Raw genomic sequence first — 26,438 nt, 5'->3', positions numbered from 1 at the left:
GTGGCCAGTCAACACGTAAGGATTGAGTAGCAGATTTTTGCTTGAGGTGATATTTGCCAAGCTTGATGGGCTTCGATGCCAAACCTCCTAATTGCAGGTTGCTACTTGCCTTTGAACTCCTCCACACGATGGTGAGCCATGTACATCTCGTGCTGAGGCTTCAGTGCGATCTTCATCGAAGGCGTGATGCCAAGTTTCGCTGCTTCGTTGAAAAATGGTGAGATAAGAATCGAGCCATTCGTCTCAAATGTGATAAATCCCTTGTCAAATGCTTTGTCCAAATTTGGCGAAAGAAGCAACCCGTTCCATTCGTCCAGTCGTTCACTATTCGTTGATTTTTTCCATGGCTTGATATGAGATGCAACGAGGAGGCTGGTGTCGCTGAAACCCGTTACAGCACAGCTGCTCCAGTGTCGTAGCACCTTATCTCGAAACGTTCCCTGACCAATCCTTGACTTGATCAATGCTGTCTTTTCAGTCATCGTCATGCTCGGATCGCCGATGATCTGTTCAAGATCGGCTTGCATATCTTCGCTGCCGTTGCTCGCAAGGTATGCGGCGAATTGCGACAATGTAGCACTGTACATGTGGTGTCCGCGCACGTTTCGCTCTTTGAAGATAGGTAGCTTCTGGATGCTTGGGGAAAGAGCAGCAAAGGCCGAAGAGCTGGTCAAGGCGATCAGAGGGCCTGAAATTAGGTCATTATCCATCGCCCATTCTGACAGCACACCACGGAGCGCTCCGTCGTAACTGCGAGCAGAGGACTTCGATAGCCCTTTATAAATCATCCAATCATAGAAGTTCATGCGTTAGGACTCCCGTCTGGTCTTGTCGTACATCGGTAAATTAGCTAATAGCAGATGCAAAATCCCTTAATGAACTGATAAATGGGAAGCTGCTCCTGGCAGACAACAGATTAGGCCGAACACCCGCTTTCGACCCATTGCTGACCGTCACGGCGCCACCAGCTAATGACCTCATTGCGGCAACTACGAGCGCATGTTCTAGTTACATCAGTTCAAACGGAGAGAGGACGCCGCAGAGCCTGCCTTGCTGTTCTTCGACAAGCCATAGTCGGGTTTCTTTATCTGCATCGTCCTCAAGCAGATTTTCGACCTCATGGTCCGGCCCAACCACCGTTGCGCTTATAAGCTGGAGCTCTGATCCTGCACCCTGAATTGTTAGCGACAGAGCCTTCGCCCAATCATTGTTGGCGCGCAGGTATCGAGCAAGCCCATACTCCGTCACCAACTTCCAGCCCTGGATGTAGACAGGAAGGTAGGAGAACGAGTGCGTGAGCATCAATTGCCGAGCATGGGCTACGGGCTGCCACGGTTCCAAAACAACGGGCGACTTCACCATAAAGTCTTTGACTTTTTTCTGCGGGACATGTGGTTCTTTCATAAGTGCCTCCTCTAGTCCTATGCAAAGCTCGATGGCTGCGGCGGTCGCATGCCGCGCGAACACGCCAGAGTGCATCGCGTCATTTCTCGCTCTTTTTACTGTGCAGAACAGTGCCGAAAAAGTGGAGAACCGACCGGGGTAAGTGCTAGACAATTGCGATAGCACGACTGACGACTGAGCCAAATCTGCAAGCGCTTTCTCATATTTACCAAGGTTCTCCTTGCGTCCGCGAAGACGCATTCCAAGCGCCTCGACAGCGAAGCATATCGCCTCAAAGCCTTCCGCGTCTGCAAGCGCGGCGTAGCGACTGGCGCGCAGCTCGTCGCGATGAAACATACGTTCGTGCCAGTCGAGTGGTGGGATAGTCATGCTAGAGTTTGCCTACTTGGGCATCCAGTTATAAATCAACTGCTAGTGTCGCAGATCTCCGCCGTGCCCATCGAACTCAATGCAGGGTTAGTACGAATGCAGCTGGCGTACTGTCAAAATAAGGTGCGCTGCTCATCTTCGCTCCGCGTTAATGCTCATGATTGCCAACTTTACAAGCCGCGAGCATCTCAGACCTACCTAAGGCATTCTTATGCTGCAGCTCTTCGAAGGACCGCTTATGGCTGGTAGAAGTCTGCCATGGAAGGCAGTTTTCGACCCCAAACAGACATTCCCTAGCACCAGAGTTAGCTGTACCACGAAGACGAATTGGCTTGCACGAATTGTTAGTCATCAATCCACGTAACAGTACAGATCAGCGTACCGTCGGCAACATAGCCCAAGATGACATGCGCTGTATGGACATAACCGAGCTCCTTCCGAAAAGCCCGCAGCTTGAGCTCATCGTATGCGGTGTCCTCGCCGGGCTTCTTTAGTTCTAGCACAATGAGATTATTTGTGTCTGTGTTACGCTCATGCACCAAAATATCGGGAAATACTGTGGTAGCACGAATCTCGCGATCTAGTGCTTTTCGAGGTGGCAACTTAAGCCTTTTGGGGTCTCCGAAATGGCGGTTGTACTCACAGTCCACAGTAAGTGGTGGCCGAATGGCCTCGGAGAGCGCCATGTAGTGAGCAAGCCGATAAGAAAGCGAGCGCTCCGTAACATCAAGAGCGAGCAATGCAGAGTCATGCCGCAAAAGCTGATCAATCGCAGAATTTACTAGAGCTATGGCTTCTTCTCGGGTCATCAGCAATGTCATCTTGGCCAAAAGCAGTCATTGTAAGAATAATTTTCAGCGAATGCCATTTACAACGGAAATGAGGCGCTGCCCCAAAACCCCACGCTCGCCGCTTGGCAGGGTTGCAGGGCAAACAGCACCCTGCAACCCAACCAATAGCGTCTGTGATCCGTGGTGTGTCAAGGATTCGCTTCGCCGGGTACTCACCCGGTCCCGGCAAGCCGGGCTGCGGCTTCCGTGCCCGTCCTTGACATGGCAGGCAATGTCTCAAGATGGCAATGGTGACAACCTGCACTTGGCCAGGTCAATGATGTGTCGCCAAGACAATTTCAGCGCGCGCCACACATGAAGCAGAAACGCGCATGCAAGTGCTGGAAGACAAGAGAGGGCCAGCATCAGCAACCGTCGTCCTCAATCTTGCGTTGACACTTGGTTGACACCCAAGCCGCAGACAACAAAAAAGCCACCGCATCGGGTGGCTTCAATGTCCTGATTTAACAGGGGAAATTCTGGTGGCGCATCCCTGATTCGAACAGGGGACCTGCGGATTATGATTCCGTCGCTCTAACCTGCTGAGCTAATGCGCCGAAGAAGAAATTATAGCAAGGTTTCGTCTTTTAGCAAGCACTTATCTCGATCTTTTTTCATCTTTTTGATGATTCTCTCCTATGAAAACGCTAAGCCCTTGTATTCATTGAGCTTACCCTTTCCAAGGCTCTCTTCCCAAGCTCAAACAAATGATACAAAAAGTAAGTTCACAGCCTGCTAGCCCGTATCTACCCCCTTGCGCCCTATCAAGCCTGTTTGTCATCCCCTATTGCTACACTGCGTGCTTGGCGTTTGATCCGTCCTTGTTAATTGACTGACGTCCGTGATCCGGACTTTCCACAGGAACTTTGTTTATGGCCAGTACGCTTGCTATTGTTGTCTCGCTTTTGCTGCTGATGTTCTTCGCCTATCGGGGGGTGACGGTTCTGTTGCTGGCTCCCTTGATGGCCGCCCTGGCAGTGCTGCTCTCGGGGGACTCCGGGTTTTTGTTGCCCATCTACACCTCTACCTTCATGAGCGCGCTTAGCGGCTATGTGCTTCAGTTCTTGCCCATCTTCTTGTTAGGTGCCTTGTTTGGTCAGTTGATGGCAGACTCCGGAGCGGCTCAGGCGATTGCTCAGTGGATTACGCGCAAGCTGGGGCATCGTCATGCTATTGCCACCATTGTGATGGTGTGCGGCGTACTGACTTATGGTGGTGTGTCCCTGTTTGTAGTGGCCTTTGCCATCTACCCGATTGCCAAGGATCTGTTTCGTGCTGCGGGTATCCCCAAGCGTCTGATTCCCGCTTCGATTGCCTTGGGTTCGTTTACGTTCACCATGACGGCTCTGCCTGGCACTCCTGCCATTCAGAACGCGATTCCTATTCCTTACTACGGCACCAACGTATTTGCCGCGCCTGGTCTGGGGATTATTGGTGGTTTGATCATGGCTTTGGGTGGTCTGTGGTGGTTGCAGTCGCGTGCGCGCAAGGCAATTGCAAATGGCGAAGGCTATGGCGATCATGGTCAGGACCATTTTGATGCCAGCGCCGAGGACAGCACGCATGGTCAGAAGCCCATGCCTATCTTTCTGGCTATTCTGCCCTTGATTCTGGTGATTGGCGTCAATGCCTTGTTCACTTATGGGATTTTCCCCGGCACAAACTTTGCGTTCATGGCCGAGCGTTTCCCTCAGGTTGATCCTGCCAAGATTACGGGTCTGTGGGCATTGATCATTGCCTTGATTACGGCGAATCTGGTGCTGATCATCAGCCGCTTGGGTCACTGGAAGAGTCTGCGCGAGAGCATTAATAAAGGCGTGTTTGGTTTTATGCTGCCTTTGTTCAATACCGCCTCTGAAGTCGGTTATGGTGCGGTGATTGCCAGTCTGGCGGGCTTTGCGATTATTCGGGACTTTGTGTTGAACGTGGCTCCGGGCAATCCGCTGATCTCGGAAGCGGTGGCCATGACGACACTGGCGGGGATTACAGGTTCGTCTTCGGGTGGTTTGAGTATTGCTCTGCAGACGCTGGGTTCGGACTATTTGGCGATGGCTCAGCAAGCTGGCATCAGCCCCGAACTGCTGCACCGTGTGGCGGTGATGGCGGCGGGTGGTCTGGATACGCTGCCCCATTGCGGTGCAATCATTACCTTGCTGTCCATCTGCAAGCTGAATCATCGTCAGTCCTACGGCAATATCGCCATGGTGACGATGGCCGCTCCTATCTTTGCGCTGATCACGGTGATTACGCTGGGTACGATTTTTGGCAGCTTCTAAGCAAGTTCAGGAAGCAGGCTCTATATAGAGCAGCTATAGCAGCTATGTGCGGATTCGCGCATAGCTGCTTTTTTATTGGCCTCACATCGGCCGCAAGCACGTTTCGTTTTCTATCGCGAAAACCCGTAACGCTTTGCTATCCGAGATCGGCCCTTGGCGTGCTAGGATTCAGGCATATGGTCCCGTATTATCAAGATCAATAATCAGGAGCACACCATGAACTACACCTACACCCTTAATGAGTTAGGCACTGAAGCCATTCGTCAGTTTGTTCTGGATCGTGGACAGCCTGATCTGAACCTGCAGGCTTATATCGCCGCGGCCGAGGTCGAGGCCGACAATTTCAATGCGGATGGCAGCCAACGCGGCCAGATCGAGATCGACTCCACTTGCAGCAAGGATGGTTTGACGCATACCCTGCTGCTGGAAAAACACTGGTTTGCAACCCAGCCTGTTCCTGAAGCGCCCAGTGAGGACAGCTTCTTCTAAATAGAAGCAGGGTTTGTCTGTGAGTTAACAATCGACTGACCGACTGCTAGACAGACACAAACTCAGCTATCTGCCCCTCTCTATAGACATTGGCCCAAGCAAGCTTAGACGGCTGTCTGGGCCTCAAACTGTCTGAGGGGCCAATAAGACTCATATAGAAACTTGGCATATTGCCGCATGATCTGATGTATTCGGGTGCCGGAGCACCATCAGAGGAAAACCTCTCGCTTGCGTTCCAAGGAGTCAGCGTGTCCGCAAAGCAAGGCCCTCCCCACCCTAATCCACCTGCAAACCAATCTTGTAAGCCAAGGCCCCAAAACGGTCGATGTCATTCCAGATCATGGCCTTGAAACCCCTGGCGTGCGCTGATTCATTGCCTTCTTGCGGCGTATAGCCCAAGGCCAGCAACTGTGATTGCATGGCGGGGTCCATCACTGCTTTTTGCACAACACTATTTAGCGTGTTGATGATGTGTTCAGGGGTATGAGAAGGGGCCAGCAGGCCGTGCCACTGGTCCAGCTCAAAACCCGTTTCACTGATCTCCGCCACCGTCGGCACATCAGGTAAAACCGGGCTGCGCTGGGCTGAAGTCACAGCCAGGGCACGCAAATGTCCGGACTCAATCAGGGTGGCCGCGCTGGACAAGGTCACGATCCCGATAGGCACCTGCCCGGCGACAACATCGTTCAATGCAGGGCCGCAGCCACGGTACGGGATATGCAGCAAGGCCGTGCCTCGCAAGTCGTAGAGCATTTCCCCGGCCAGATGCTGAGGTGTGCCGTTACCGCAGGATGCGTAGGCCAAGGCTGGCTCCGACTGCTGCTCCAGCACTTGCTCCAGATTCTGGATATCCGAGCTATGTCCTGTCACGATCACGGAGGGCACAAAGCCTATATTGGCGATCGGCGCAAAATCCTCTTTAGGCTTGAAACCCAAATTACGAAACACACCGGGGTTGATGGCAAAGGAGCTATTGGCCATCAGCAAGGTATAGCCATCGGCGCGGGCATAGGCTACGGCTCGCGCACCGATATTGCCGCTGGCACCGGGTCGGTTGTCGATGATGACGGGCTGGCCCAGCGCCTTTTCCAACCGGGGGCCCAGCTTGCGGGCCAGCAAATCGGTCCCGCCGCCAGGCGGAAAGGTGACGATCACGGTAATTGGCCTGACGGGATACTTCACAGCCTGCTCGGCTATCGTCTCCCTTGCCTGCGCCGCCTGATTACTCAAGCCCAGCGCCACCATGCCCAGCAAGGCGACGGCTGCCACCCGCTTACCCACCTGAAAACCCGCCATTACAGCCAACACGTTTCTCTACTCAAGCATCCAGACCAATATCCAGTACACGGGCACTGTGCGTAATCCAACCCACTGCAATTCGGTCTACACCGCAACGGGCAATTTCTACGGCTGTTTCTGGAGTGATACGACCCGAGGCTTCTGTTTTGGCACGGCCTGCGACGCGGGCCACAGCCTCGGTCAAGGTCGCGGTGTCCATATTGTCCAAAAGAATGCTGTCCACTCCCAGTTCCAGCACTTCATCCAGTTGCTCCTGGGTATCGACTTCCACCTCGATGCAAACCAGATGGCCGATATAGGCACGGGCCGCTTCCACGGCGGCTTTCACGCCCCCGGCAACGGCGATGTGGTTGTCTTTAATCAGTACCGCGTCATCCAAACCAAAGCGATGGTTGCTGCCGCCACCGACACGAACCGCGTATTTCTGCACGGCACGCAGGCCAGGCATGGTTTTTCGGGTGCAGGTGACTTTAGTGCCATAAGGTGCAATTGCACGGGCGATGGAAGCGGTGGCCGATGCCACGCCACTTAAATGCCCCAGAAAGTTCAAGGCGCAGCGCTCTGCCGTCAGCATGGAACGGGCCGAGCCGCTAATGACCGCAATCTGTGCACCCGGAGTCAAGGCATCGCCATCCTGCAGCTGCGCCTCAAAGCGCAGCGTCGGGTCCAGCAAGGTAAAGGCCAGACGAGCCAGATCCAGGCCAGCCAACACGCCTTCCTCGCGGGCCACCAGGCGCATTTGCGTGCGCGTTGCTGCGGGAACGATGGAATCCGTCGTCAGATCACCAGCGCGACCCAAGTCTTCTTGCAAGGTGGCGCGCACCAAGGGTTCCAGAATGACGTCGGGCAAGGAAGGAATACGGTGAGCTCGTGTCTCTGCAGCTTGCGCTGTCGGCTTGGGGGCATTAATTATGCTCATTATGAGTATTTAAATCGCTAAAAATAAGGCCTAATGGCACGGTGCATTTATGCTATTCCTGAGCATAAGCACTGTCAAGCCATAGGCCCGCTTTTTAACGCGCTTGTTTCGCCAGCGGCAATTTACTGCCCGAGATGGCTCGCTCAAACAAAACGTCCCCACGGAAGCGAAACAGCTTGGCGGGTCGGCCTGAGCCACCCACACTCATGGCGCCGGTTTCCTCCACCAGGGCTTGCTGTTCGATCAAACGGCGGAAGTTCTGTTTATGCAGTCCCCGCCCTGCCAGGGCTTCCACGGCCTGCTGCAATTGCAGCAAGGTGAACTCGGGCGGCATCAATTCAAACACCACAGGGCGATATTTGATTTTGGCGCGTAAACGCGCCAGGCCAGTGGCCAGAATACGGCGGTGATCATGGCGCATGCCCAGGCCCAGCTCGTAATGCTTGCCCAGCTCTTGCTGTTCACGCTGGCGACGGCGACAGGACTCGGGCAACAAGCCCGCTTCATACAGCAGTTCGTAACGCTGCAAAACAAAGTCCTCGTTCCAGATCGCTCCTTCCAGGCCAAAGCTGTAATTGACGCGCTGGCGGCGCAAGGCCCGCAAGGATTCGTCCTGCTCGCACCAGTCCAGCAAGGCAGGCACGATGGTTTTCTGAATAATGTCCGGTGCGCCATCGCGTCGGTCTTCCCATGGGAAGTAACGGTAGCAGTCCTGCCAGATCACCTGGGCCACATCCGGCTGGCCCACTTCACGCGTCAGCCCAACATAGCTGACCGACACAATACGCGTACCCTGCGCGTCAAAACGATCCCTGTCTGCAAAGGTATACAGCTGCTCCACATACCCCACCGGGTGATGGGTTTGGGTTTCTACCCAATCGCGCAGTCCCGTTTGCAAAGAACGGTGCGTGTGCTGAAACGGCCCGGCGGGCAAGGCTTGGCCGGCATCCGTGGTCAAGACACGGGGCTCGCCGTCGCTAACGGCTACTAAAACAGCCACCAGTTCAGCACTGACTACAGGTTCCTGCGTATCGATCACATATTCTCCTTCTGAATCGCGCCAGCGCGCGTCTGGCGGATTATAAGCGAGGCCCGCCCTGCTCCGGCGGGCAGCAGGGGCGCTATCCGGAAATACAGTGGGTACATTATTTTCAGATGATCAAATTATCACCCATGAACATCTAAGCCTAAAGAAATTCGTTTGATAGCCGTTAAGCGTTTGAACTGTATGTGTTTGCCATAAATGACACGCAAGCGCTCAGTCAGAGGCCGGATCAGTCAACAGTTTCACGCTTTGTTCTGCTCCGCCATTCGCAAAAATAGAAGGTTTCTGACAATTCAGGTCGAACACGGACAGACAGAAGCCTATGCCCTTTTTTGCATGGCCCATGCGGGCTTGACGGCCCCCCGCGTCCCCTTTGTTGTTCTCCTCCAGGATGATGAATGCGTAAGAATTTCCCCATTACCCAGGACGAGGTTCGTGTCCGGGCCGACCAGTACCTTATTTCAAAAACTGACCTGAAAGGTCGGATCACCTACGCGAATGCAGCCTTTATCGCGATCAGCGGCTTTACCCGTGAGGAGCTGGTTGGCAAGGCCCATAATCTGGTCCGTCACCCCGACATGCCGCCCGAGGCCTTCCAGGACTTCTGGGACACCTTGCAAAACAAACGCCCCTGGATGGGCGTGGTCAAGAACCGCCGCAAGGACGGTGGCTTTTACTGGGTCTACGCCATGGCAGTACCCATTTACGAAAATGGCACCGTAGCCGGTTATGCCTCGGTGCGTGTCAAACCCAGCCAGGAACAGATCGACGAGGCCGAAAGCCTGTACACCGCCATCAATGAAGGTCGCGCCAAGGGTGTGCGCCTGCATGAAGGCCGTGCCGTGCCCACCGGCTGGCGCAAGGCCTTGAGCCAGTTGCGCCGTCCTTTCAGCAATTCCTTGCGTGCCAGCCTGTTCCGTATGGGTGCCCTGGCGCTGGCCACGACCGGCACCGCCCTGTACTTTGCGCTGACGGGGGGTGTTCCCCAAGGTTCGGGCCTGTGGCTGACGGGTGGTCTGTGTCTGGCCAGTGCCGTGATGATGGGCTACGGCTGGCTGATTGCCCAGCGCGTGATTCGCCCTCTGGACCAGGCCTCCCTGATCGCCCAGCAAATCGCTACCGGCAACCTGCAGCTGGAAATTGATCTGCATTCCAGCGAGAGCAATTCGGAGATTGGCCAGCTCTACTTCTGCCTGGATTTGATGCGCAAGAGTCTTGTAGGCATTGCCAGTGACGCCCGTGCCGGGATCGACGCCTCTATCCATGCCGCTCGCATTCTGGAAGTGAACAATACCAATCTGGCCTCGCGTACCGAGGACCAGGCCGCGTCCTTGCAGGAAACTGCTGCCAGCATGGAAGAGCTGACGGTCACCGTGCGCCAGAACGCCGACAACGCCAATCAGGCCAGCCAGTTGGCCGATGCCAGCATGCAGATTGCTCAACGTGGTGGCGAGGTGGTCAATGAAGTGGTGCAGACCATGCAAGGCATCCACGACAGCTCGCGCCGTATTGGCGACATCGTCACCGTGATTGAGGGCATTGCTTTCCAGACCAATATTCTGGCGCTGAACGCGGCAGTGGAATCGGCCCGCGCCGGTGAAGCGGGTCGGGGCTTTGCGGTGGTGGCTGGTGAAGTGCGCAGTCTGGCTCAGAAGAGCTCGCAAGCTGCAGGCGAGATCAAGAACCTGATTGATGCTTCGGTCAGCCGCATGGCGGTCGGTGCAGAACAGGCCGCGCGCGCAGGCGACACCATGGGCGAGGTGGTGGATTCAGTTAAACGCGTCACCGATATTATTGGCGAGATCTCGACCGCCTCGATCGAGCAAGCCAGCGGTCTGGATCAGATCAACGAAGCCATGGCCAAGATGGATGGGGTCACCCAACAAAACGCGGCCCTGGTGCAAGATCTGGGCAACACCATGAGCGATCTGGCCACGGAAGCATCCGAACTGGCCGATGCGATCAAGGCCTTGAATACAGGCTCTGCCGAATCCGTCCAAAGCGCTCCTGCTTTGGCCCAGCTCAGCAAGGCTCCAACCATGCAAGTACTGTCCTACCAGAACGCGCAGCCCTTTCAGGCGCAAAGTGCAAAAACAGCCAATGCCCGCCTGGAAGCGATTCGCCGCTAAACCATAAAATCAGGCTCGGCTGCCCCATCGCCGAGCCTGACACAACTGACAGCTAGACAAAACAAAAAATCCGGGATCTCTTTTGTATACCGGAAAACAAAAAACAATAATCAATAATAAAATCAACGCAGTAGCAGACAAGAAAAGCCCTCTTCAAACCTGGTTTTGGGCCGTCATCACATTGACACATTTAGACTCCAATACAAATACCAAGTAACAAAATTGAGTCAATATGCAACATAATAATCTGTCCTTTCCCGCCTACGTCTTTAACAGGGCCAGATCATGCGTGAAAACCAAGCCATTACCTCTCATGAAACACAGGTACCCGAAAAAACCTATTTAATCTCCAAAACAGACCTGAAGGGGCGCATCATTTACGCCAATCCGGCCTTTATCGAGGTTAGCGGCTACAGCCATGAAGAGCTGATCGGGGCACCCCACAATATCGTGCGTCACCCACACATGCCGGCCGTGATTTTTCAGGATTTATGGCAGACCCTCAAGCAACAACGATCCTGGTCGGGGCTGATCAAGAACCGCCGCAAAGACGGCGGCTTTTACTGGGTGAAGGCCCGCGTCATCCCTTTAATCGAAAACGGCCGCGTCAGCGGCTATGCCTCGGTACGGGTACGCGCCCAGCCTAAAGAAATCAAGGAAGCAGAATATCTGTACCACTCCATCCAGCAACAAGGATTGCGCGGCTTTCGTCTGCATGAAGGCCAGCTGCAAGCCAGAGGCTGGCGCTCTGCCCTGAACACCCTGCTCCAGCCCTTGAACCGCAGCCTGCGCGCCAGCTTGCTGCGCTTCGGGATTCTGACAGGCGGCCTGGTGACGCTAAGCGCCGGCTTGTTACTGGGCAGCGGCGCATCCGGCACTTATCTGACAGCCGGGCTGGCGTCCCTGGGCGTGGTCAGTCTGGCCACTCTGGCCTACGGCTGGATCGTGACCCAGCGCATGATGCAGCCCCTGCACAGCGCCACCCATATCGCCCAGCAAATCGCGACGGGCAATTTGCTGATCGACCTGAACCCGCAACACACCCGCAGCCAGGAAATTGCACAGCTGTATTTCTACATGGACATGATGCGCAAGAGCCTGCTGAGCCTTGCTCGCGATGTGCATCAGGGTATTCAGGCTTCTCTGGATGTATCCACACAGATTGAGGACGGCAACCGCCAGCTATCCCACCGCACCGCCGCCCAATCCGGCTCCTTGCAGCGCACGGCCGCGAATATGGAGCAGTTGACCATGAATGTGCAGCAGACTGCGGACAATGCCAGGCTGGCGAATCAGTTGGCCGACCAAAGCCTGTCTACCGCAAGGCGTGGGGGCGAAGTGGTCCAGGACATGGTCAGCACCATGCAGGACATCCACAATAGCTCCGAGCGCATTGGCGATATTGTGTCGATTATTGAAGGCTTGGCGTTTCAGACGAATATTCTGGCGCTGAACGCCGCTGTGGAATCAGCCCGCGCCGGTGAGGCTGGCAAAGGTTTTGCGGTGGTGGCCGGAGAGGTACGCAGTCTGGCGCAGAAAAGTGCGCAGGCCGCCGGGGAAATCAAGCACCTGGTGGAAGACTCCCTGAAACGCATGGCAACCGGCGCCCATCATGCCAAGCGGGCCGGCTCCACCATGGACGAGATCATGCAATCTGTCTCGGACGTGACGCATCTGATCAGCGAAATCTCCACGGCCTCCAACGAGCAAGCCAGCGGTTTGGCGCAGATTAACGATGCTGTCTCCACCATGGACAACGACACCAACGACAACGCCGATCTGGCCCGCAGCCTGGGGGAGACCGTCCACGAACTCAGTCGTCAGGCTTTGGAGTTGAAACTGTCGATTCAATTGCTGAATACCGGCATGGCGAACCGATCTACTTATGTCCCCGACCCCGATGCCACCGAGGAGCCTGTGCCCTTGCTGAAAGTTGCCTGATTAAAAGCATGTCGGCAAAAACACAAGGCCTCGCTGCTCCCACCCTCCCAGATACCTGGCTACACAAAGGCCGTGCGCTCACCTGGGTCCTACAATAAATGCCCGCTACGTTTCGACGTTTGCAAGCTACGGCTGGTACGCACGCATAACGCCGGTCTGCTCATGTCTCTCAGACCAGCCCCAATAACAAGATCGCGTGCAGGCCTACGCCAACCAAGCCGCCCACCACCGTGCCGTTAAAGCGTATGTATTGCAGATCCGTGCCTACTGTCAGTTCCAGCTCGCGCACCAGTTGCCTGTCATCCCATTGACGCACGGTGCGCGAGATATGGTCTTTGGCTCCTTCACGCAATTGCTCGGCCAATCCTGCCGCTGCGGACAGCATGTGTTCATTCAGGGTGTCTCGCAACGTTGCATCCGTATTCAAGCGTGTACCCAGGTCCTGTGCTACCTGACGCAGATGAGCCGCGACAGAAGAATCCTCTTTGGCCAGATCATTACGCACAACGCGCATCACATCCGTCCAGACGCCATCAATGTATTCACCCACATCTTTATGGTGCAAAAAGCGCTGCTTGATGGCTTCTACCTGCTCCATCAAGTCCGGGTCCTGGCCCAGGCGCTGAATATACTCGTGTACCCATTGCTCGTAATCCTTGCGCAAGGGGTGCTCGGGCTCGCTCAAAATGGCTTGCACTTCGTCCACCAAAGCGCGCGCCAGGCGGTCCGCCATCTTGCCGGATAGCTCGTCTACCGACGTGACCACCCCGACCATGGCCAGGAGCTTGGGCCATTCACGCTGGGCGTAGCGCACCAATACATCGGCCACACGCTGCTTGACCGCCTCGTTGGACAGATAGCCACCCAATTGCTGCAAGACTTCATCCAGCAGGCGCTGGTGGCGGGCATTGCGCGTCAGCAGCCCCAGAATCTGGGAACTGGAACTGGCCATGTCCACCCGCATCAAGTAGCCACGTACGCCATCGGTCAGCGCTTGTTTGACGCTGCGTTCGTCCAGCAAACGCAGGGCCTCGCCCATGGCGGTTTGCAAGGCACGGCTGACACGTTCGCTTTGCTCGGGTTGCGACAGCCACTGCCCCAGACGCGCGGCCGGGTCCAGGCTGCGCAGCTTTTCCAGCAACATGGCGGAGTCCAGAAAGTGGTCGCGTACAAAGACGCCCAGGCTTTCACCCAGGCTGTTTTTCTTGTTGGGAATAATCGCAGTATGTGGAAACGGCAGGCCCAACGGGTGGCGGAACAAGGCCACGACGGCAAACCAGTCTGCCAACGCACCGACGGTGGCGGCCTCGCTAAAGGCACGCAGCCAGGGCCAGAATCCGGCGATAGGAGCCGCCTCGCCCTGCCGCATCATGGCGTGGCTTAGCAGGAACAGGCAGATAGTCAGCACCAGCAAAGCCAAGGCGCTGCGCTTCATGCGACGCAGGCGGCGTTCGGGCGAGTCAGGGCGAGAGGATGATGTAGACATTTCCACAGTCTATGCGTAGTTCAGCGCAAAAGCGGTATTGAATAGTGCGGAGCCAAGTCTCGGGGAAAACGATTCCAAGCCTCAGACCACCCGTTCTGTCACAGAAATCTCATCGCGAACTTGGCATCACTTACGGTCAATGCGGACAGAACCAGACCTCAGCCCTCTTGGCAAGTTCACACATAGTCATCAGGCCCTTATTGTGACCCTGTCTTTTTCTGCCTGTCCAGAAACGAATCAGCCTGGGCGAACCCAGGCTGATCACGGCACATCAACAAGCTATGTGTTTATTTGCAGGCTTGCTCGGCGCGCTTTACAAAGTCCGTTGTGGCATCGCGCAGGGCTTTGGCAATCTGACCAGACTGCTTGGGAGCCAGCGTGACCCCGCCGGTTGCCGTTGCCGCGCAAGCCGACAAACCTTGCCCGGTGATATCCACCACGTTAATGCGCAAACGTGGCTTGGCACGCGCAATGCTGCGCGACACGGCACAAATATCCTGATCGCAACCATCATTTCCATCCACGAACAAGACGATCAAGGCATCCCGATTCACCCCATCCACCCGGCTGGCAGCCAGATTCAGGGACTGCACCAGGTTGGTACTGTCCTTGGCCTCGATATTCTGGATCAGGTTCTTCAAGCGTCCACGCTGTGCAGTCGTAAAGCGGCCCTGGTAATTGGGCGCGGCACACTGCTGCGCAAAGGTCACCAAGTGCAGATCTTGTCCGGCCGGCAAACTGTCCACCATGCTGGAGAACGCACTGCGCGCCGCATCGATACGCGACGTACCCCGGAACAAGGTTTGAGCACGTTGGGTCGCGTAATCACTCCAGGAGCCCATATCGTCCAGATCCTGACTGAAGAACCACTCCTCGTCCTGGATCTTGGCATCGACGCTCAGCAACATGGACATGGAGGAATCAAAAATGATGTAGACCTCGGGCTTGAGCACTTCACCTTTTTCATCCTGAGCACACACAAAGTTAGGATCAGACGACACCTTGGGGCCCGGCTTGGGTTTGGGTTCAGGCTTGGGTTTCGGTGGTGGCTCGGGCTTGGGCGGCGGCTCCGGTGCAGGAGGAGGCGCAGGCGGCTCTTCCACCACGGGCTCGGGCACGGGCTCTACTTTAATTGGCTCGGGTTCCGGTTCAGGAACAGGCACCACCGGCTCTTCAGGTGGTGGCGCTGGAGGGACAACAGGCTCTTCCACCACAGGATCAGGCGTGATCACGGCGGGCGGCTCTACTGGCACCACCTCCTTGTCCCACCAGCCCGGAGGCCACTTGAACCACCACGACAAGAACAGCGCCAGCAATAAAGCCAGCAAAGCGGCCAACAAGAACCACAGCCACGGACGAGCTTTGGAGGTGGCCGCCGTCGTCGCAGCAGCCCCTGCCCCTACGGCTGCTGCCGCAGGCACCACAGGTGGCACAGGCGGTGGCGGTGCCACCCGCTTCTGATAGGACTCGAACAAGGGCTCGGGCGACAGCGCCGGGTTCTCGCTCATGACCAGCAAAGGCTTGCCGCCTACGCTGTAAACCGCCCCTTTGGCCGACACATCTTTCAGCAAGGCTTGCAGCGCTTGCGCGTCCTGCGTCGCCCCCTGCTCTTGCAGTTGGCGGCTCAGAACCTCGATCCGGTCCAGCGATTGCTGGTAACGCGCATCCAGAGCCTGTTGCTGTGCCGCAGACAAGCTGTTTTTGGGCACGGCCTGCCCCTGCATGCCCGTCCACCAGGCCGTGGTGTCGGAACCATCAGCCTGATAGGTGGAAAACAGATGCGTTAAGGGTTCATCCTGGCGTTTCAGCACATTGAGCGCATGCTGATGCTGCTGATACGCCGAGGATGGTCCAACCGAATCAAGAATGACGCGCTGCATAGGCTTTTACTCGTCGTAACCCAAACTGGACTGCAGGCGACTGACGTCTTTTTGCAGCTTCTGCAATTGCTGCTGCTTCTGAGCGATCGCGGCCGGGCTATTGTCTTCGGTAGAGCGGTTCACATCTTTCAGGCCCTTATCCAGGTCCTTGAGCTGGTTCTGCAAACCGGCTTCCTTGCCTTTGCTGGCCTGCAAGCTGCGCACCAACTGCCCCATGGAACGGTTCAGGGCCGTCTGGGCCTGACGCTGCTGGGCCAGACTGGCTTTGCTCAGACTTTGCTGGGTCTGAATATCCTTGTAGACCTGATGAAACAGCGCATTGGCTTCCTGTGCGCTCAACAAGCCCTGTTCGCGCGCATCAATATGCTGGCGATACGCGCCCGAAGTGTCGCAACTGATTTTGGTGAAAAAGCCGGCGTCCTGATCAGAGGGGTCGCATTCGCTCATGGTGGTGGCACAACCGGCCAGCAAGAGGCTGGCAGCCAAGGGGGTCCAACGCAGAAATACTCGCATAAGAAGCTCTTTAACCCAAAGTAACGGCGGAACGCATGGAATACAGGTCGTCTACTTCTTTTTGCAGCACGGCCACTTTTACATTCATCTGGTCAATCTGACGGTCCAGGCGCTGGACTTCGGACTTCTTGCCACCGTCCTTGCGCTCAGCCTCGGCTACATCGCGGTACAGGCTGACCTTTTCATTCATGTTTTTCAGATCACGATTGAGCACTTCGATATTTTTATCGATACGGGCCAATTGCTTCTCGGCCTGTTTTTTCTCCATCGTTTTTTCTTTCATGTGCTTTTCGATTTCAGCAATCTGCCGCTTGTCGTCAGCAATCACTTGTTGAGCCGTATTGGTGCGCTCAATGATATTGGCCGTATCGGCTTCTACGTCGCGCTGCATGGCGGCCAGACGATCCGAGGTATTGGCGTATTCCGTGCGACGCTGGTCCAGATAGTAGTTGGTTCCCATGGCGACCCCGCAAGCGGCCACACCCGCAATAATCGCGCAAGCCGCTTTATTGCTGGAATTGGACAGCATGCAAGCCAGCACGCCCACCGCTGCGGCACCGGCACACGCCTGAAAGCCCGAGCGGCTAAAGAATTTCGCATCCTGACCACTGGTCAGACGGTCATCGGCCTGGGTACCGCCCAGCAAACTACTGCCAGTACTGGCACAACCCGAGAGCAAAGCCACGCCCAGCATCAGGCTGCCCAGCAAAGTTCTAGGGGTAAAACGGCGCACGTGTTGCATAACTTCCTCTTCCAATTGAAGTACGTCTGTTTTTATTGACTCGTGATTTACGAGTTGGGCACGGATTTACAACTGTTTTTCCAGGCATTGATATCAATGGCATCTGTTTTCAGATAATCCTTCTGATTTTTCCAATGCACTTCCAGGTAGGGTTTCAAGGCACTGAGGCTCTTGTTCTGTTCCATCATCTGGCGCTCTACCGGCACCTGTTTTTCCAGCAAGTTCAGCCCGTACAAGGACGAGGCATCAATCAAATTGCTCGCATAATAACGGGCCAGCTTGGCGACACGGTCTTCCTGCTCATCCAACTTCAATTTGCGGCTGGCGCATTGTTTGTCATCCGTATCGGCTTCGCACAAGGCATCGTAATTTCGGTGCAGCAATTCTACGAAGAGCACATCGTCTTTCAGCTTGGTGCACAGGAACGAGCCCAGCTCCAGATTGGCGCGAATGGCCTGATCACGCATCTCTTCCTGACGCAGATTGGCCGCTCGCAAATCCCCTTCCAATTGCTTTAACTGGGCTTTGAGCTTGTCGTCTTCCAGCGTACTGGCCAAGGAGCCCAGGCGCTGCACCGCGGACTCCTCGGCTGGCTCATTCGGGTTCACCGTGCCTTGCTCGGTGCCCAGAGCTTGCCAACTCTTTTCAATAGCCTGCACACGCTCGCGCGAAGTCAGGGCAATCGACACCAGGGCCAGCCGCATCCCGGTTGTTTTCGCTTGTGTGGGCCCTTTGGGGCCGTAGTAAGCCAGCTCTTTACGAGCCGAAGAACGCAGTGCTTCAGGCTTGGACAGGAAATTGCCGCCACGCACCACAAAGCCGCCGGCTTGCCCGTGCTGACGATCCAGCTTGTTCAGGCGGAAGGACTCCAGAATGATCTCGTCCACATTGCCCAGCATGTCATGCAGGCCCAGCGGATTGGGCTTGAGCCGCCCCATCAATTGCACAGCTCCGTTGGAGGACTGCGCACCGGCATACCACTCGTACTCATTCATGCCTTCGGGCATGGGGTAACGCACGTCACGGAACTCGGCCGAGGACAAGGCCGAACCACCGCGCGCCGCATATTCCCACTCAATTTCCGTAGGCAGACGTACAAAACCAGCCAAACCATCTTCCTTGGGCAGTTTGTCGGCCGCGTTCTCGCGCAGCCACTGGTTGTACAGGTCGGAGAAATGCACTGCGTCCATCCAGCTGATGTCGGTCTGCGGCACCACCAGGGTGTTCTTGGGTGTCGGGCAAATGGCTTCCGTCATGGCCTGATACTGCAATTTGTTCAGCTCGTACTTGGCCATCAGGTAATAGCGCGAGGAACCAGCCTTGCTATCGGTAAAGCTGCCTGCAATGAACTCGGGGCGCTTGTGTTCGATATAGCCCCACTCCTCGGCTTCCTGCCCCACCACCACACGCATATCGTCCAAAGGACCGGCCACGGGCACGGCCACACGGCGAAACACCATGGCACCTTCGCAAGGCATGGGCAGAACCACATCGCCCTCAGCTGGTTTGGGGTTGTAATACTTCTCGTCCCAGGGCGCTGCCTGCGCCACAGCGCTGACACCCAGCAACAAGCTGGCCGCACTGAACAAAGGATTAAATTTCACGCAAACTCTCCGCAGGTTGAACACGAACGGCTCGCCAGGCTCCGATTGCCGCCACCACACACGCCAGACCCGCCACCATCAGTAAGGCGTACAGGGCATGGGCCACGGTAATGCGACACACGAAGTCCGTCTGCAGGCCATCTCCTACCAGTAGTTGATTGAATAAGGTACTGCCCAGGCCATACAGGCCCAGTCCCAAGGCATAGGCGATCAGACTTAACAAAATGGCCTGAATCAGCACGTAGCGGATGACGCCGCCGCTATCAATACCCAGCAAACGCAGGACCGCCAGATCTTTGCGCTTGCGGTCCACGTTCGCCAAAAATGCCCCGCCCAAAGAGGCCGCGCAACCCACGATGGCGGTCAGGGCAATCACACCAAAGATCAGGCTCAGCACGCGGTTAATGGCGCGCACATTTTCAATATCGGCGTAGCGGCTGGCGACCGGAATGCCTTGCTGCTCCAGTCCTTTTGCCACCTCGCCAACCTGATCAATCGTGCTGGCATAGACACGGGCGCGGGCGTAGAGCACGGGCATATCGGCGGCCAAAGGCTTGCCGGTCAGCAGGGAAAAATCGGGGATTTGAAAACCATCGCGGGCGTATTCCAGAGCCAGCAAGGTTTCAGGGGCCACGAACACGGCGGGACGCGAATAGCGGTGTTCCGCCAGCACATCCACCACGGTCATGGCTTTATTGCCCTGCTCCAGCTGTCCGTCCAGACGGCGGCTCAGGCGCAAATACACGGACTCGCCCGCTGTCCAGTTCAAGCGACGGGCGGCTTCCTGAGTCAGGATGATTTCATGGGGAGACAAGTCACGGGCCTGATTCTGCAGCAAGGGATCGCCCTGTGCGCTGGCCAGTACTTCGACGTTTTCCAGAAAACGGCGTCGGTCCAGACGCAAATCTGCCTGGGTATTCAAGGAGCGTGTCATGCCAATGGCATAGCCCACGCCGGGCATTTGACGCAGCTTGTTCAGCCAGGCCTGGTCAAAGCTGCCGCTGCTCAACATCTTCACTTCCAGGTTGCGTGGATCTTGCAGCAACTCCTGCTGCAACTGGGTGACCACACCGTGCTTCAAGCCAAAGAGCAGCAACAAGGGAGCCACCACGGCTACCATGGCCGCCACCATGCAAAAAGAGATGCGCCAGTCAAAACGCAAGTCGGCCCAGGCCAGACGAAAGACGTTTACAAACATGGGGCGGCAACCTCGGGGACAAAGATGCTCAAGCCCGGTTCCAGCTTGGCTTGCAAGCGCGGAATAGCGAACTGGCTCAGGCTGTCCCAATCGTGCGAGACCAGCAAGACCGCCAGATCCAGCTCCTTGGCCAGACTGAAAAACAGCTGGAACACATTGTGAGCCGTCTCGGGGTCCAGAGCGGCAGTAGGCTCATCGGCCAGCACCAGACCGGGAGCATGTGCAATGGCGCGAGAAAAGGCCACGCGCTGTCGTTCCCCAATCGACAAGGCTGAAGGATACAGATTCAGCAGCCGCTCCAGTTTCAGGGTAGCGATGGCCGCGTCCAGATGGTCCGCCTTAACCGGCAAGCCCAGCAAGCGGCGCGGCAAAACCATGTTTTCCCAGACTGACAAATACGGCAGCAAGCCGCCGTTTTGCAACACAAAGCCCAGGTTTCTGGCCCGCCATTGAGCCAGTTCAGACTCGCGCCCGCTGGCGTACAAGGCCTTGATGTCCTTGGCCTCTTTACCCAAGGTAAAGACCTGGGCCTGAGTGGGTCGCAAGAGCAGCCCCAAGGTTTCCAGCAAGGTGCTTTTGCCGCAACCGCTCACGCCGGTCACGGCCACAATCTGCCCCGCGTCCAGAGCAAGCTCGGGCAGTTGCACACGAAAAGCGTGGGGGCCGTGCCCCCGGGAGACCTCTAGCTGCTGAATGCGGAGCATGTCAGGGCATCATCTCCAAAGGCACGGGATAAACGTCATCACGTGCATCGGCGCCTTCAGCCAGCGACACCCAGCGATCCGCATCGGCGTTATAGCGCTCGTAGTAGCGCAGCTTGGTGCTCAGGTCACGAATGAATTTTTCCTGGCTCAAGGCATCCCAACTGGTCCAGGTATCTTCATCCAAGGTCAGTACCGCGCTCTGGTAAGGCAGGTCTTCCAGGTACTCGCTCATCAGGCCCAGTTCGGCCAGCTTGGTGCCCTTTTCCTGTTTCAGGGTGCTGGGGTCCGCCCCCATGGCCGCTGCCACGGAACGCAAGCGGTTGAACATATCGGTAGGCGAGATCATGCCTTCGTTGGCTGCATCCAGAATCTGTTTGACCACATCGCTCAAGTCACTCAACTGAGCTTTGGTCAGCAGGACACGCACATCGGTTGTCGGGATGTTCTGGCGCACCAGATCACGGTCGCTGATCCAGGCATGGAACACTTCAGGCGCGGTGGTGCCCGTGGTTTTGCCCAAATAAGCCAGGCGCATGGCATGGCCGATCAACTCGGCGTCGGTCAGCATCTGGTCGGTGGTGGTGTCGCCGGTCTCCTGGGCACGCGCTGCACTGCCAATCGCATCCCCACCCTGGTAGGCCACTTTGACCTGCTCGGTCAGTGCGGTCGCCAGGTTATCGACCATCTTGCCAAACTGGTTCACGTCACCGGCATTGACCGGGTAGTACAGCGAAGTTTGTGTGCCACCGTAAGTGGATAGCTCGCGGTACTGGTCTTCGGCCTTGGCGTGGTTGTTCTTGCCCGATGGTGTCTTCAAATGCAGGGTGTAGATCGCCACACCGGGCTTGGCGGCTTCGATGCGCAGTTGCGGTGCATCCAGTCCGGTCGAGGAGTACTTGTTATTGCCTTCCAGCGCCCCGGCATCCGTAATCAGCACCACATAACGCGCGCCAAAATTGTTCCAGTTCACCTTGTCCAAGGCTTCCAGCACGCCCGCGTAAGCATCTTCGTCGTAAGCAACGGTAGAGACCTTGGCTTGCTTCAAGCCCGACACTTTGGAGAGGAAGTCTTCGCTGCTGGTCACGGTATTGGGGTCCGCATACACATGCGTCAAATACTCGATGCCCGGCGCGGCTTCCATATTGGAGCGAAACGCGATCAGGCCAAACTTGACCTGTTCGGACAAGCCCTGCTCTTCCACCTTGGCATAGACCTTGCGCACGGCCTCGCGAGTGCGATCAATGTACGGGTCCATGGAGATGGTGGAGTCAATCACAAAGACCACGGCCGCACTAAAGCCCTTGATCTGGGACGTACGTTGGGCGGTATCCTGATCCTGAGCCTGCTCAGGCTCTTGCTTGGCGGCTTCCGGCTCTTTCTGGTCTGCCGTGTGCTTGGTGACGGACGCCACATTCAGCAAACGGGTACGAAAGCCGTTTTCAGTCATGACTTCTTCGCCGCTCAAGACGGGCAAGAGGTAGAACTGTTCCTGCACATCCACAAAGTACTCGGGCTCTTGCGCCAATACGCCCTCTGTTTGCGCGTCTTTACGCAAAGCCTGACGCATAGGGGCCACCAAGGTGGCCGGGTCTGGCGTGTCCAGCACTTTTTCCAGCAAGGCGCGATCCTTGAAAAACAGCATGCGATCGCGGTTGGCCGGGTTGGTGAAGGCCAGGGTCAACTGCATTTTCCAGTCCACCGTGCAGGCCTTGTCCAGCCAGCCTACGGTCTTGCCCTGGCTATCCGGGCCAACTTGCACGCGCTCTGCCCCGCCCTGCTCTTTGCGCTGGTAAATATAAAAGCGGCTGAACGCAGGCACCGGCTTGCCCTGCTGATCCGTTTCCGAAGAAAACAGACGGCAGGACGGCGTGGTCAGAACACGTTGATACAGCGTCTTCTTGCCCTCTTGCAGCAAGGGAGCCGCGGCCTGTGCCTGGCTTGCGCCCAATAGGAGAGCACCAAGCAAACTGAATCGAACAAGGGGACGTATCATCATTGACTCAACTCCTGGAAGCGGGCCTTGGCTTGCGCGTTATCAGGCTCGGACAGCAAGACGGTTTCGTACCAGTACGCAGCCGTAGCGGGATTGGGCTTGCTAAAGCAGGCATTGGCCTGGTGATCCTTGGGATCGTATTCACGGGCGTAAGCCATGGCGATTTTCACATCACCGGACTGTGCCTTGTTCACGTACAAGCGCTGGGCCACGTCACACTGTTCCGCCTTTTTGGCTTCCTCAATCACGGCCAGCCATTGTTCGGAGGTTTTGCTTTCCTTGACGCACTCTTGCACAAATTGCAGGCCAGGACGGTCTGCCAGCTTGTCCATGGTGCAGTTGTCTGTTTCCACGACCGCAGGCCTGGACTCTGGCGCATCGGGGGCGGCCGGGCTGTCGTCCTTGGCAGATTGGCTGTAGAACCAGTAACCTGCTGCCCCTGCCACAATCAACAACAGAACAAGCAAGACAATCCATTTGCCCATACCGCCTTTCTTGGCAGGAGGCGCAACAGGAGCAGTCGTCTCTACCTTGGGCGCAGGTGTTTCTTCCTTGACGGGTTCTGGCGGTGGAGGAGCCACCGTTTCCACCACCGGAGGTGTTTCAACAACCGGCTCCGGAGCAGGCGTTTCGGGTACGGCGGCCACAGGCATGGTCAGCTCCATGGCCTGGGCATTACCACCGGCTGTGGAGGGCAAGATGCCCTTGTCCAGCTTCAGCGGGCTGCGGCCCAGCTCTTCGCCGTTGGCCTCCGCCAAAGTGATTTGATACGCATCGCTGGCATTGGCCAGCAGCGAATCCACAATGTCAGCGTTCAGCAGAACGGCAATACCCTCTTCATGCTCGGTCCAGCCTTGTTGCGGCAACCAGCGCAAGGACGCATCCCAGCTTTGTGCCAAGTGCAAGTAATAGCTGTCCTGACTGCGCTGAATGGCGATCGCATATTCAGCCAACTCCAGAACATCATCCTTATCTGCATTACGCACATACAGACGAGCACGGCCAGGGACCGCGGGCTCCAAAGCCTGCAAACTAAATCTTAATTTCATGCCACGCTCTTATCGGTAAATCGTTCCAGAATGCGTCCCAAGGCCTGGTTCTGCTCCAGGCTCAGTTCACGGCCACCTTCATAACCGGCGTTATGCAAAGTGGTGTGTGCCAAAGCGGCCAGCCATTGTTCAAAGAAAATCGCGCCGTGGTCCTGGGGCTCTGCCGGCAAAGCCGGCATGCCATCCTGGCCAAAGGCTTTGGGGCTCTTGAAGAAGTCGTCGCTGCCGCCTTTCAGGTAGAACCAGGTCACAAACTCGCTGATCGTCATGGCCACATTGCAGACCTGGCGATCGGCCAGACGCTCGCGACGCACGCCGCTTTGACGGCGCTTGGTCAGCACAGCCAGCAACTTGTCGCGCAAGGCCCAACGGTCCGAGGCCACAATCAGCTCTTCAACCAGACTGGAGAGCAAATCCACCGGCATGCGCAGCACGTTCTGATTGGTACGGCCGGCGGGCAGCTCGCGCAACTGACTGACCCAACTGCGGTACACCAGATCGGCGTACTGCTGCTCGAAGGGCTGCTCTTGCGTCAGAACGCCCGGCTCGTCCGGTTCGGATTTGCTGGAGCCCAGGCTCAGGAACAGATCACGCAAGGTATCTTGTGGCAGGTGCAGCGCAGCCAGCAGCTCACCCACAATGGCGCGGTAAGCAGGCAGTTCCTGCCGGAACTGTTTGGCCAAGGCTTCCTTGACCACCGATTGCTGGTCGCCGTCCTGGCTGTACCAGGAATGCAGGGACTTCTTGACCAGGCTGTCATGCAAGCTACGGAACTGTTCCTGCAAGCGCATCAGTTTGAAGTCCAGACCACCAATCTGGGCCACATACGCACGCAAACGCTGCATGCCGCCATCATTCAAAGCCAGCATGGCGTCCCAGGCTTCGGCCGGATCACTTAATTGCTGTGCCAGTAGCGGGTTTTCGATAAAGCTGCCACGCATGCGCCCCATTTTCTCGGCCACGGATGCCGTAATGGATAGCTCCCGGCTTTCGGTGTCCAGATCAATAAAGGGGGTGGGCATACCGGGCTTGCGCACCAGGAAGGTGTTGGAGAAGGGCTGATCCGGACGCCATTGCTGCAACCATTCGCAGTGGCCGAAACGCTCTTTGAAGCTCATCTTCATCAAGCCGTCCCAGCTGTCGCGCACCTGGGCATCGTCCTGAATCAGGGAGGCGCCGATACGTTTGTCGAACATGGTGATGGCCCACATCAGACCCACTTTACGGTTCTGGCGTTCCTGCGGCGTGGCACCCTGAGTGCGATGGACCCAGCGCGTCAGCACGGGCTCTACATCTTTCACATCGCTTTGCTTGTCCGAAGCGGTGCACATGACCAGGCCGTTCATTTCCTGCTGATCGGTATAGCGCTCAAACAGATAAGCCACCTTGCCGCGCAGAATCAGTTGCGAAGCGGGGTTGCCACCGCTGCTTTCCGAAGCGGCACCGGCATCCTGCACGGAGCGAATATTCAGGCGACCCCGGTAACCGGGGAAGTCCAGCAGATCAACCTTGTCCACGCCGCCGCCTTGGGTTTCACCAATCAGGGGGAAAGTCAGCTCCACCGTCAACGCTGCCAGATGAGCCAAAGGCACTTCGACCGCTTGGGCGGCAACGACGGGCTGGCCGTCCTGCTCGCGCACAGGCAACACGCTCAGGCTTTTCTCGGTGGCACTGCCCAACGATTCGAGCACGTCCACGTTCATGATGCTGTCTTGCTGCACAAAGCCATCGCCTTCGCGACGAATCAGCGCCGTCAGTGGTGCGTAAACCTTGCTGGGATGCCCCAGAGCCTGCAGCACTTTAGCCAGGCCGATATAAAGCTCGCTCAGCTCAGCCTGCTCGCCCCACAAGATGGAGAACAGCTGTGCCCGGTCTTCCAGACGCAAGGCAGGGGCCAGATTGATAACCTCCGGCCAATAGGTGCTGTCCAGCAAGCGAGTGGTATTGCCAAAGCTGCTGCGCACGTAATCCCACAGGGACACGGCATCATCAGCGCTCAAGCCTGCATCGTTTGCACCGGCACGGCTCTTGAGCGATTCGATCAAGGCCTTGATGCGGTCTGCGGCAAAGGTGTAGCCGATCTGTTCCTTGTCAAAGTCATTGAAGTAACTATTGACCAGGATTTTCACCATATCGACTTCAGAGAAAATCTGCAGTTCGACGGGATAGGCATCCGGGCCTGCGGTGGCATTGCGGCTAAAGCGCGTCACCAGACCCGTGGCTTCCTTACCGCCCCCTGGCGGGTTCACATGGCGCAGGAAGTCGATGGTTTCCCCGCCGTAATTGGTTTCCAGACGGCCATTGCCACCGGCGGCAAGACTGGAAATCAGGTAAGACTTGCCCGCCTGCGACAGGCCAAAGAAACCAATCGTCATGGGGCGGCCTGACACCACGCCCAGACTACGGGCGGTATTGCGGGCACGGCGCAGTTCCAGCACCAGGCTATCGGCCTGCGCGTTCAGGCGCTGCGACGAGGCGCGAGCCTGCATCACCCAGTCAATGGCCTGTCCGGCACCTTGGTATACGTTCTGCCAGTCCTGGCACAAATCCTGCTGTAAGGTCGTCATG

General features: G+C 56.7%; 20 protein-coding genes and 1 tRNA gene. 4 read left to right on the top strand and 17 right to left on the bottom strand.

The window, feature by feature from the left end; translation table 11 throughout:
* Positions 1 to 101: 101 nt before the first annotated feature.
* The 4 genes from CPY64_RS05135 to CPY64_RS05120 form a co-directional block, all read right to left on the bottom strand.
* Complete coding sequence (locus CPY64_RS05135) at positions 102 to 806, bottom strand: HNH endonuclease (RefSeq protein WP_042487396.1); 705 nt, start codon at positions 804 to 806, stop codon at positions 102 to 104.
* 202 nt (positions 807 to 1,008) lie between these two features.
* Positions 1,009 to 1,773, bottom strand: a complete 765-nt coding sequence (locus CPY64_RS05130; RefSeq protein ID WP_123794714.1) for a CBS domain-containing protein — start codon at positions 1,771 to 1,773, stop codon at positions 1,009 to 1,011.
* Positions 1,774 to 2,117: 344 nt separating this feature from the next.
* The gene (locus CPY64_RS05125; RefSeq protein WP_042487699.1) at positions 2,118 to 2,594 is read right to left on the bottom strand and encodes a hypothetical protein; all 477 of its coding nucleotides are present in this window, start codon (positions 2,592 to 2,594) and stop codon (positions 2,118 to 2,120) included.
* 489 nt (positions 2,595 to 3,083) lie between these two features.
* A tRNA-Met gene (locus CPY64_RS05120) sits at positions 3,084 to 3,160 on the bottom strand.
* Between the two features lie 315 nt (positions 3,161 to 3,475).
* Here CPY64_RS05120 and CPY64_RS05115 point away from each other — a divergent pair.
* The gene (locus CPY64_RS05115) at positions 3,476 to 4,879 is read left to right on the top strand and encodes a GntP family permease (protein WP_042487401.1); all 1,404 of its coding nucleotides are present in this window, start codon (positions 3,476 to 3,478) and stop codon (positions 4,877 to 4,879) included.
* A gap of 216 nt (positions 4,880 to 5,095) precedes the next feature.
* The gene (locus CPY64_RS05110) at positions 5,096 to 5,368 is read left to right on the top strand and encodes a hypothetical protein (protein ID WP_042487404.1); all 273 of its coding nucleotides are present in this window, start codon (positions 5,096 to 5,098) and stop codon (positions 5,366 to 5,368) included.
* A 276-nt stretch (positions 5,369 to 5,644) separates the two neighbouring features.
* Here the strand turns inward: CPY64_RS05110 and CPY64_RS05105 are convergent, their stop codons facing one another.
* The 3 genes from CPY64_RS05105 to CPY64_RS05095 all read right to left on the bottom strand — a co-directional run bounded on the left by CPY64_RS05105 (position 5,645) and on the right by CPY64_RS05095 (position 8,625).
* Entirely contained in the window at positions 5,645 to 6,664 is a 1,020-nt protein-coding gene (locus tag CPY64_RS05105; RefSeq protein WP_042487407.1) for a tripartite tricarboxylate transporter substrate binding protein, read from the bottom strand.
* 22 nt (positions 6,665 to 6,686) lie between these two features.
* Positions 6,687 to 7,586: a carboxylating nicotinate-nucleotide diphosphorylase gene (gene nadC / locus CPY64_RS05100; protein WP_042487411.1), complete on the bottom strand. Its 900-nt coding sequence runs from the start codon at positions 7,584 to 7,586 to the stop codon at positions 6,687 to 6,689.
* A gap of 94 nt (positions 7,587 to 7,680) precedes the next feature.
* Positions 7,681 to 8,625, bottom strand: a complete 945-nt coding sequence (locus CPY64_RS05095) for an NUDIX hydrolase (RefSeq protein WP_035269142.1) — start codon at positions 8,623 to 8,625, stop codon at positions 7,681 to 7,683.
* 404 nt (positions 8,626 to 9,029) lie between these two features.
* Here CPY64_RS05095 and CPY64_RS05090 point away from each other — a divergent pair, with 404 nt between their 5' ends.
* Complete coding sequence (locus CPY64_RS05090) at positions 9,030 to 10,760, top strand: methyl-accepting chemotaxis protein (RefSeq protein WP_042487417.1); 1,731 nt, start codon at positions 9,030 to 9,032, stop codon at positions 10,758 to 10,760.
* 285 nt (positions 10,761 to 11,045) lie between these two features.
* The gene (locus CPY64_RS05085; protein ID WP_042487420.1) at positions 11,046 to 12,701 is read left to right on the top strand and encodes a methyl-accepting chemotaxis protein; all 1,656 of its coding nucleotides are present in this window, start codon (positions 11,046 to 11,048) and stop codon (positions 12,699 to 12,701) included.
* Positions 12,702 to 12,870: 169 nt separating this feature from the next.
* Here CPY64_RS05085 and CPY64_RS05080 read toward each other — a convergent pair whose 3' ends face one another.
* The 10 genes from CPY64_RS05080 to CPY64_RS05035 form a co-directional block, all read right to left on the bottom strand.
* Entirely contained in the window at positions 12,871 to 14,187 is a 1,317-nt protein-coding gene (locus tag CPY64_RS05080; RefSeq protein ID WP_042487423.1) for a DUF445 domain-containing protein, read from the bottom strand.
* Between the two features lie 287 nt (positions 14,188 to 14,474).
* Positions 14,475 to 16,067, bottom strand: a complete 1,593-nt coding sequence (locus tag CPY64_RS05075) for a vWA domain-containing protein (RefSeq protein WP_052363002.1) — start codon at positions 16,065 to 16,067, stop codon at positions 14,475 to 14,477.
* A 6-nt stretch (positions 16,068 to 16,073) separates the two neighbouring features.
* Entirely contained in the window at positions 16,074 to 16,580 is a 507-nt protein-coding gene (locus CPY64_RS05070; RefSeq protein ID WP_042487427.1) for a hypothetical protein, read from the bottom strand.
* A 10-nt stretch (positions 16,581 to 16,590) separates the two neighbouring features.
* Complete coding sequence (locus tag CPY64_RS05065; RefSeq protein WP_042487429.1) at positions 16,591 to 17,322, bottom strand: hypothetical protein; 732 nt, start codon at positions 17,320 to 17,322, stop codon at positions 16,591 to 16,593.
* A gap of 47 nt (positions 17,323 to 17,369) precedes the next feature.
* A complete protein-coding gene (locus CPY64_RS05060; RefSeq protein WP_042487431.1) occupies positions 17,370 to 18,926 on the bottom strand; it encodes a formylglycine-generating enzyme family protein in 1,557 nt (518 codons plus the stop codon).
* Positions 18,916 to 20,124 carry an ABC transporter permease gene (locus CPY64_RS05055; protein ID WP_042487432.1) on the bottom strand — a complete coding sequence of 403 codons (1,209 nt, stop codon included), beginning with the start codon at positions 20,122 to 20,124 and terminating at the stop codon, positions 18,916 to 18,918. Before CPY64_RS05055 ends, CPY64_RS05060 begins: the two co-directional genes overlap by 11 nt.
* Entirely contained in the window at positions 20,115 to 20,828 is a 714-nt protein-coding gene (locus tag CPY64_RS05050) for an ABC transporter ATP-binding protein (RefSeq protein WP_042487435.1), read from the bottom strand. The genes CPY64_RS05055 and CPY64_RS05050 overlap by 10 nt, the downstream gene beginning before the upstream one ends.
* 1 nt (position 20,829) lies before the next feature.
* Complete coding sequence (locus CPY64_RS05045; protein ID WP_096917376.1) at positions 20,830 to 22,824, bottom strand: vWA domain-containing protein; 1,995 nt, start codon at positions 22,822 to 22,824, stop codon at positions 20,830 to 20,832.
* Positions 22,821 to 23,870, bottom strand: coding sequence for a hypothetical protein (locus tag CPY64_RS05040; RefSeq protein WP_052363003.1), 1,050 nt, complete (start codon positions 23,868 to 23,870; stop codon positions 22,821 to 22,823). The genes CPY64_RS05045 and CPY64_RS05040 overlap by 4 nt, the downstream gene beginning before the upstream one ends.
* Complete coding sequence (locus CPY64_RS05035; protein WP_042487711.1) at positions 23,867 to 26,437, bottom strand: virulence factor SrfC family protein; 2,571 nt, start codon at positions 26,435 to 26,437, stop codon at positions 23,867 to 23,869. The genes CPY64_RS05040 and CPY64_RS05035 overlap by 4 nt, the downstream gene beginning before the upstream one ends.
* Position 26,438 lies beyond the last annotated feature (1 nt).

This window comes from Alcaligenes faecalis (assembly GCF_002443155.1).
GTDB classification, from domain to species: domain Bacteria; phylum Pseudomonadota; class Gammaproteobacteria; order Burkholderiales; family Burkholderiaceae_B; genus Alcaligenes; species Alcaligenes faecalis.
This window is presented reverse-complemented; position numbering and strand designations above follow the sequence as displayed.

Coding starts and splice junctions, on each gene's coding strand:
- CPY64_RS05115 (WP_042487401.1), top strand. CDS start 3,476: ATGGCCAGTACGCTTGCTATTGTTGTCTCGCTTTTGCTGCTGATGTTC.
- CPY64_RS05065 (WP_042487429.1), bottom strand. CDS start 17,322: ATGCAACACGTGCGCCGTTTTACCCCTAGAACTTTGCTGGGCAGCCTG.
- CPY64_RS05085 (WP_042487420.1), top strand. CDS start 11,046: ATGCGTGAAAACCAAGCCATTACCTCTCATGAAACACAGGTACCCGAA.
- CPY64_RS05135 (WP_042487396.1), bottom strand. CDS start 806: ATGAACTTCTATGATTGGATGATTTATAAAGGGCTATCGAAGTCCTCT.
- CPY64_RS05040 (WP_052363003.1), bottom strand. CDS start 23,870: ATGAAATTAAGATTTAGTTTGCAGGCTTTGGAGCCCGCGGTCCCTGGC.
- CPY64_RS05125 (WP_042487699.1), bottom strand. CDS start 2,594: ATGACATTGCTGATGACCCGAGAAGAAGCCATAGCTCTAGTAAATTCT.
- CPY64_RS05080 (WP_042487423.1), bottom strand. CDS start 14,187: ATGTCTACATCATCCTCTCGCCCTGACTCGCCCGAACGCCGCCTGCGT.
- CPY64_RS05090 (WP_042487417.1), top strand. CDS start 9,030: ATGCGTAAGAATTTCCCCATTACCCAGGACGAGGTTCGTGTCCGGGCC.
- CPY64_RS05105 (WP_042487407.1), bottom strand. CDS start 6,664: ATGGCGGGTTTTCAGGTGGGTAAGCGGGTGGCAGCCGTCGCCTTGCTG.
- nadC (WP_042487411.1), bottom strand. CDS start 7,586: ATGAGCATAATTAATGCCCCCAAGCCGACAGCGCAAGCTGCAGAGACA.
- CPY64_RS05110 (WP_042487404.1), top strand. CDS start 5,096: ATGAACTACACCTACACCCTTAATGAGTTAGGCACTGAAGCCATTCGT.
- CPY64_RS05050 (WP_042487435.1), bottom strand. CDS start 20,828: ATGCTCCGCATTCAGCAGCTAGAGGTCTCCCGGGGGCACGGCCCCCAC.
- CPY64_RS05045 (WP_096917376.1), bottom strand. CDS start 22,824: ATGATGATACGTCCCCTTGTTCGATTCAGTTTGCTTGGTGCTCTCCTA.
- CPY64_RS05075 (WP_052363002.1), bottom strand. CDS start 16,067: ATGCAGCGCGTCATTCTTGATTCGGTTGGACCATCCTCGGCGTATCAG.
- CPY64_RS05055 (WP_042487432.1), bottom strand. CDS start 20,124: ATGTTTGTAAACGTCTTTCGTCTGGCCTGGGCCGACTTGCGTTTTGAC.
- CPY64_RS05070 (WP_042487427.1), bottom strand. CDS start 16,580: ATGCGAGTATTTCTGCGTTGGACCCCCTTGGCTGCCAGCCTCTTGCTG.
- CPY64_RS05130 (WP_123794714.1), bottom strand. CDS start 1,773: ATGACTATCCCACCACTCGACTGGCACGAACGTATGTTTCATCGCGAC.
- CPY64_RS05035 (WP_042487711.1), bottom strand. CDS start 26,437: ATGACGACCTTACAGCAGGATTTGTGCCAGGACTGGCAGAACGTATAC.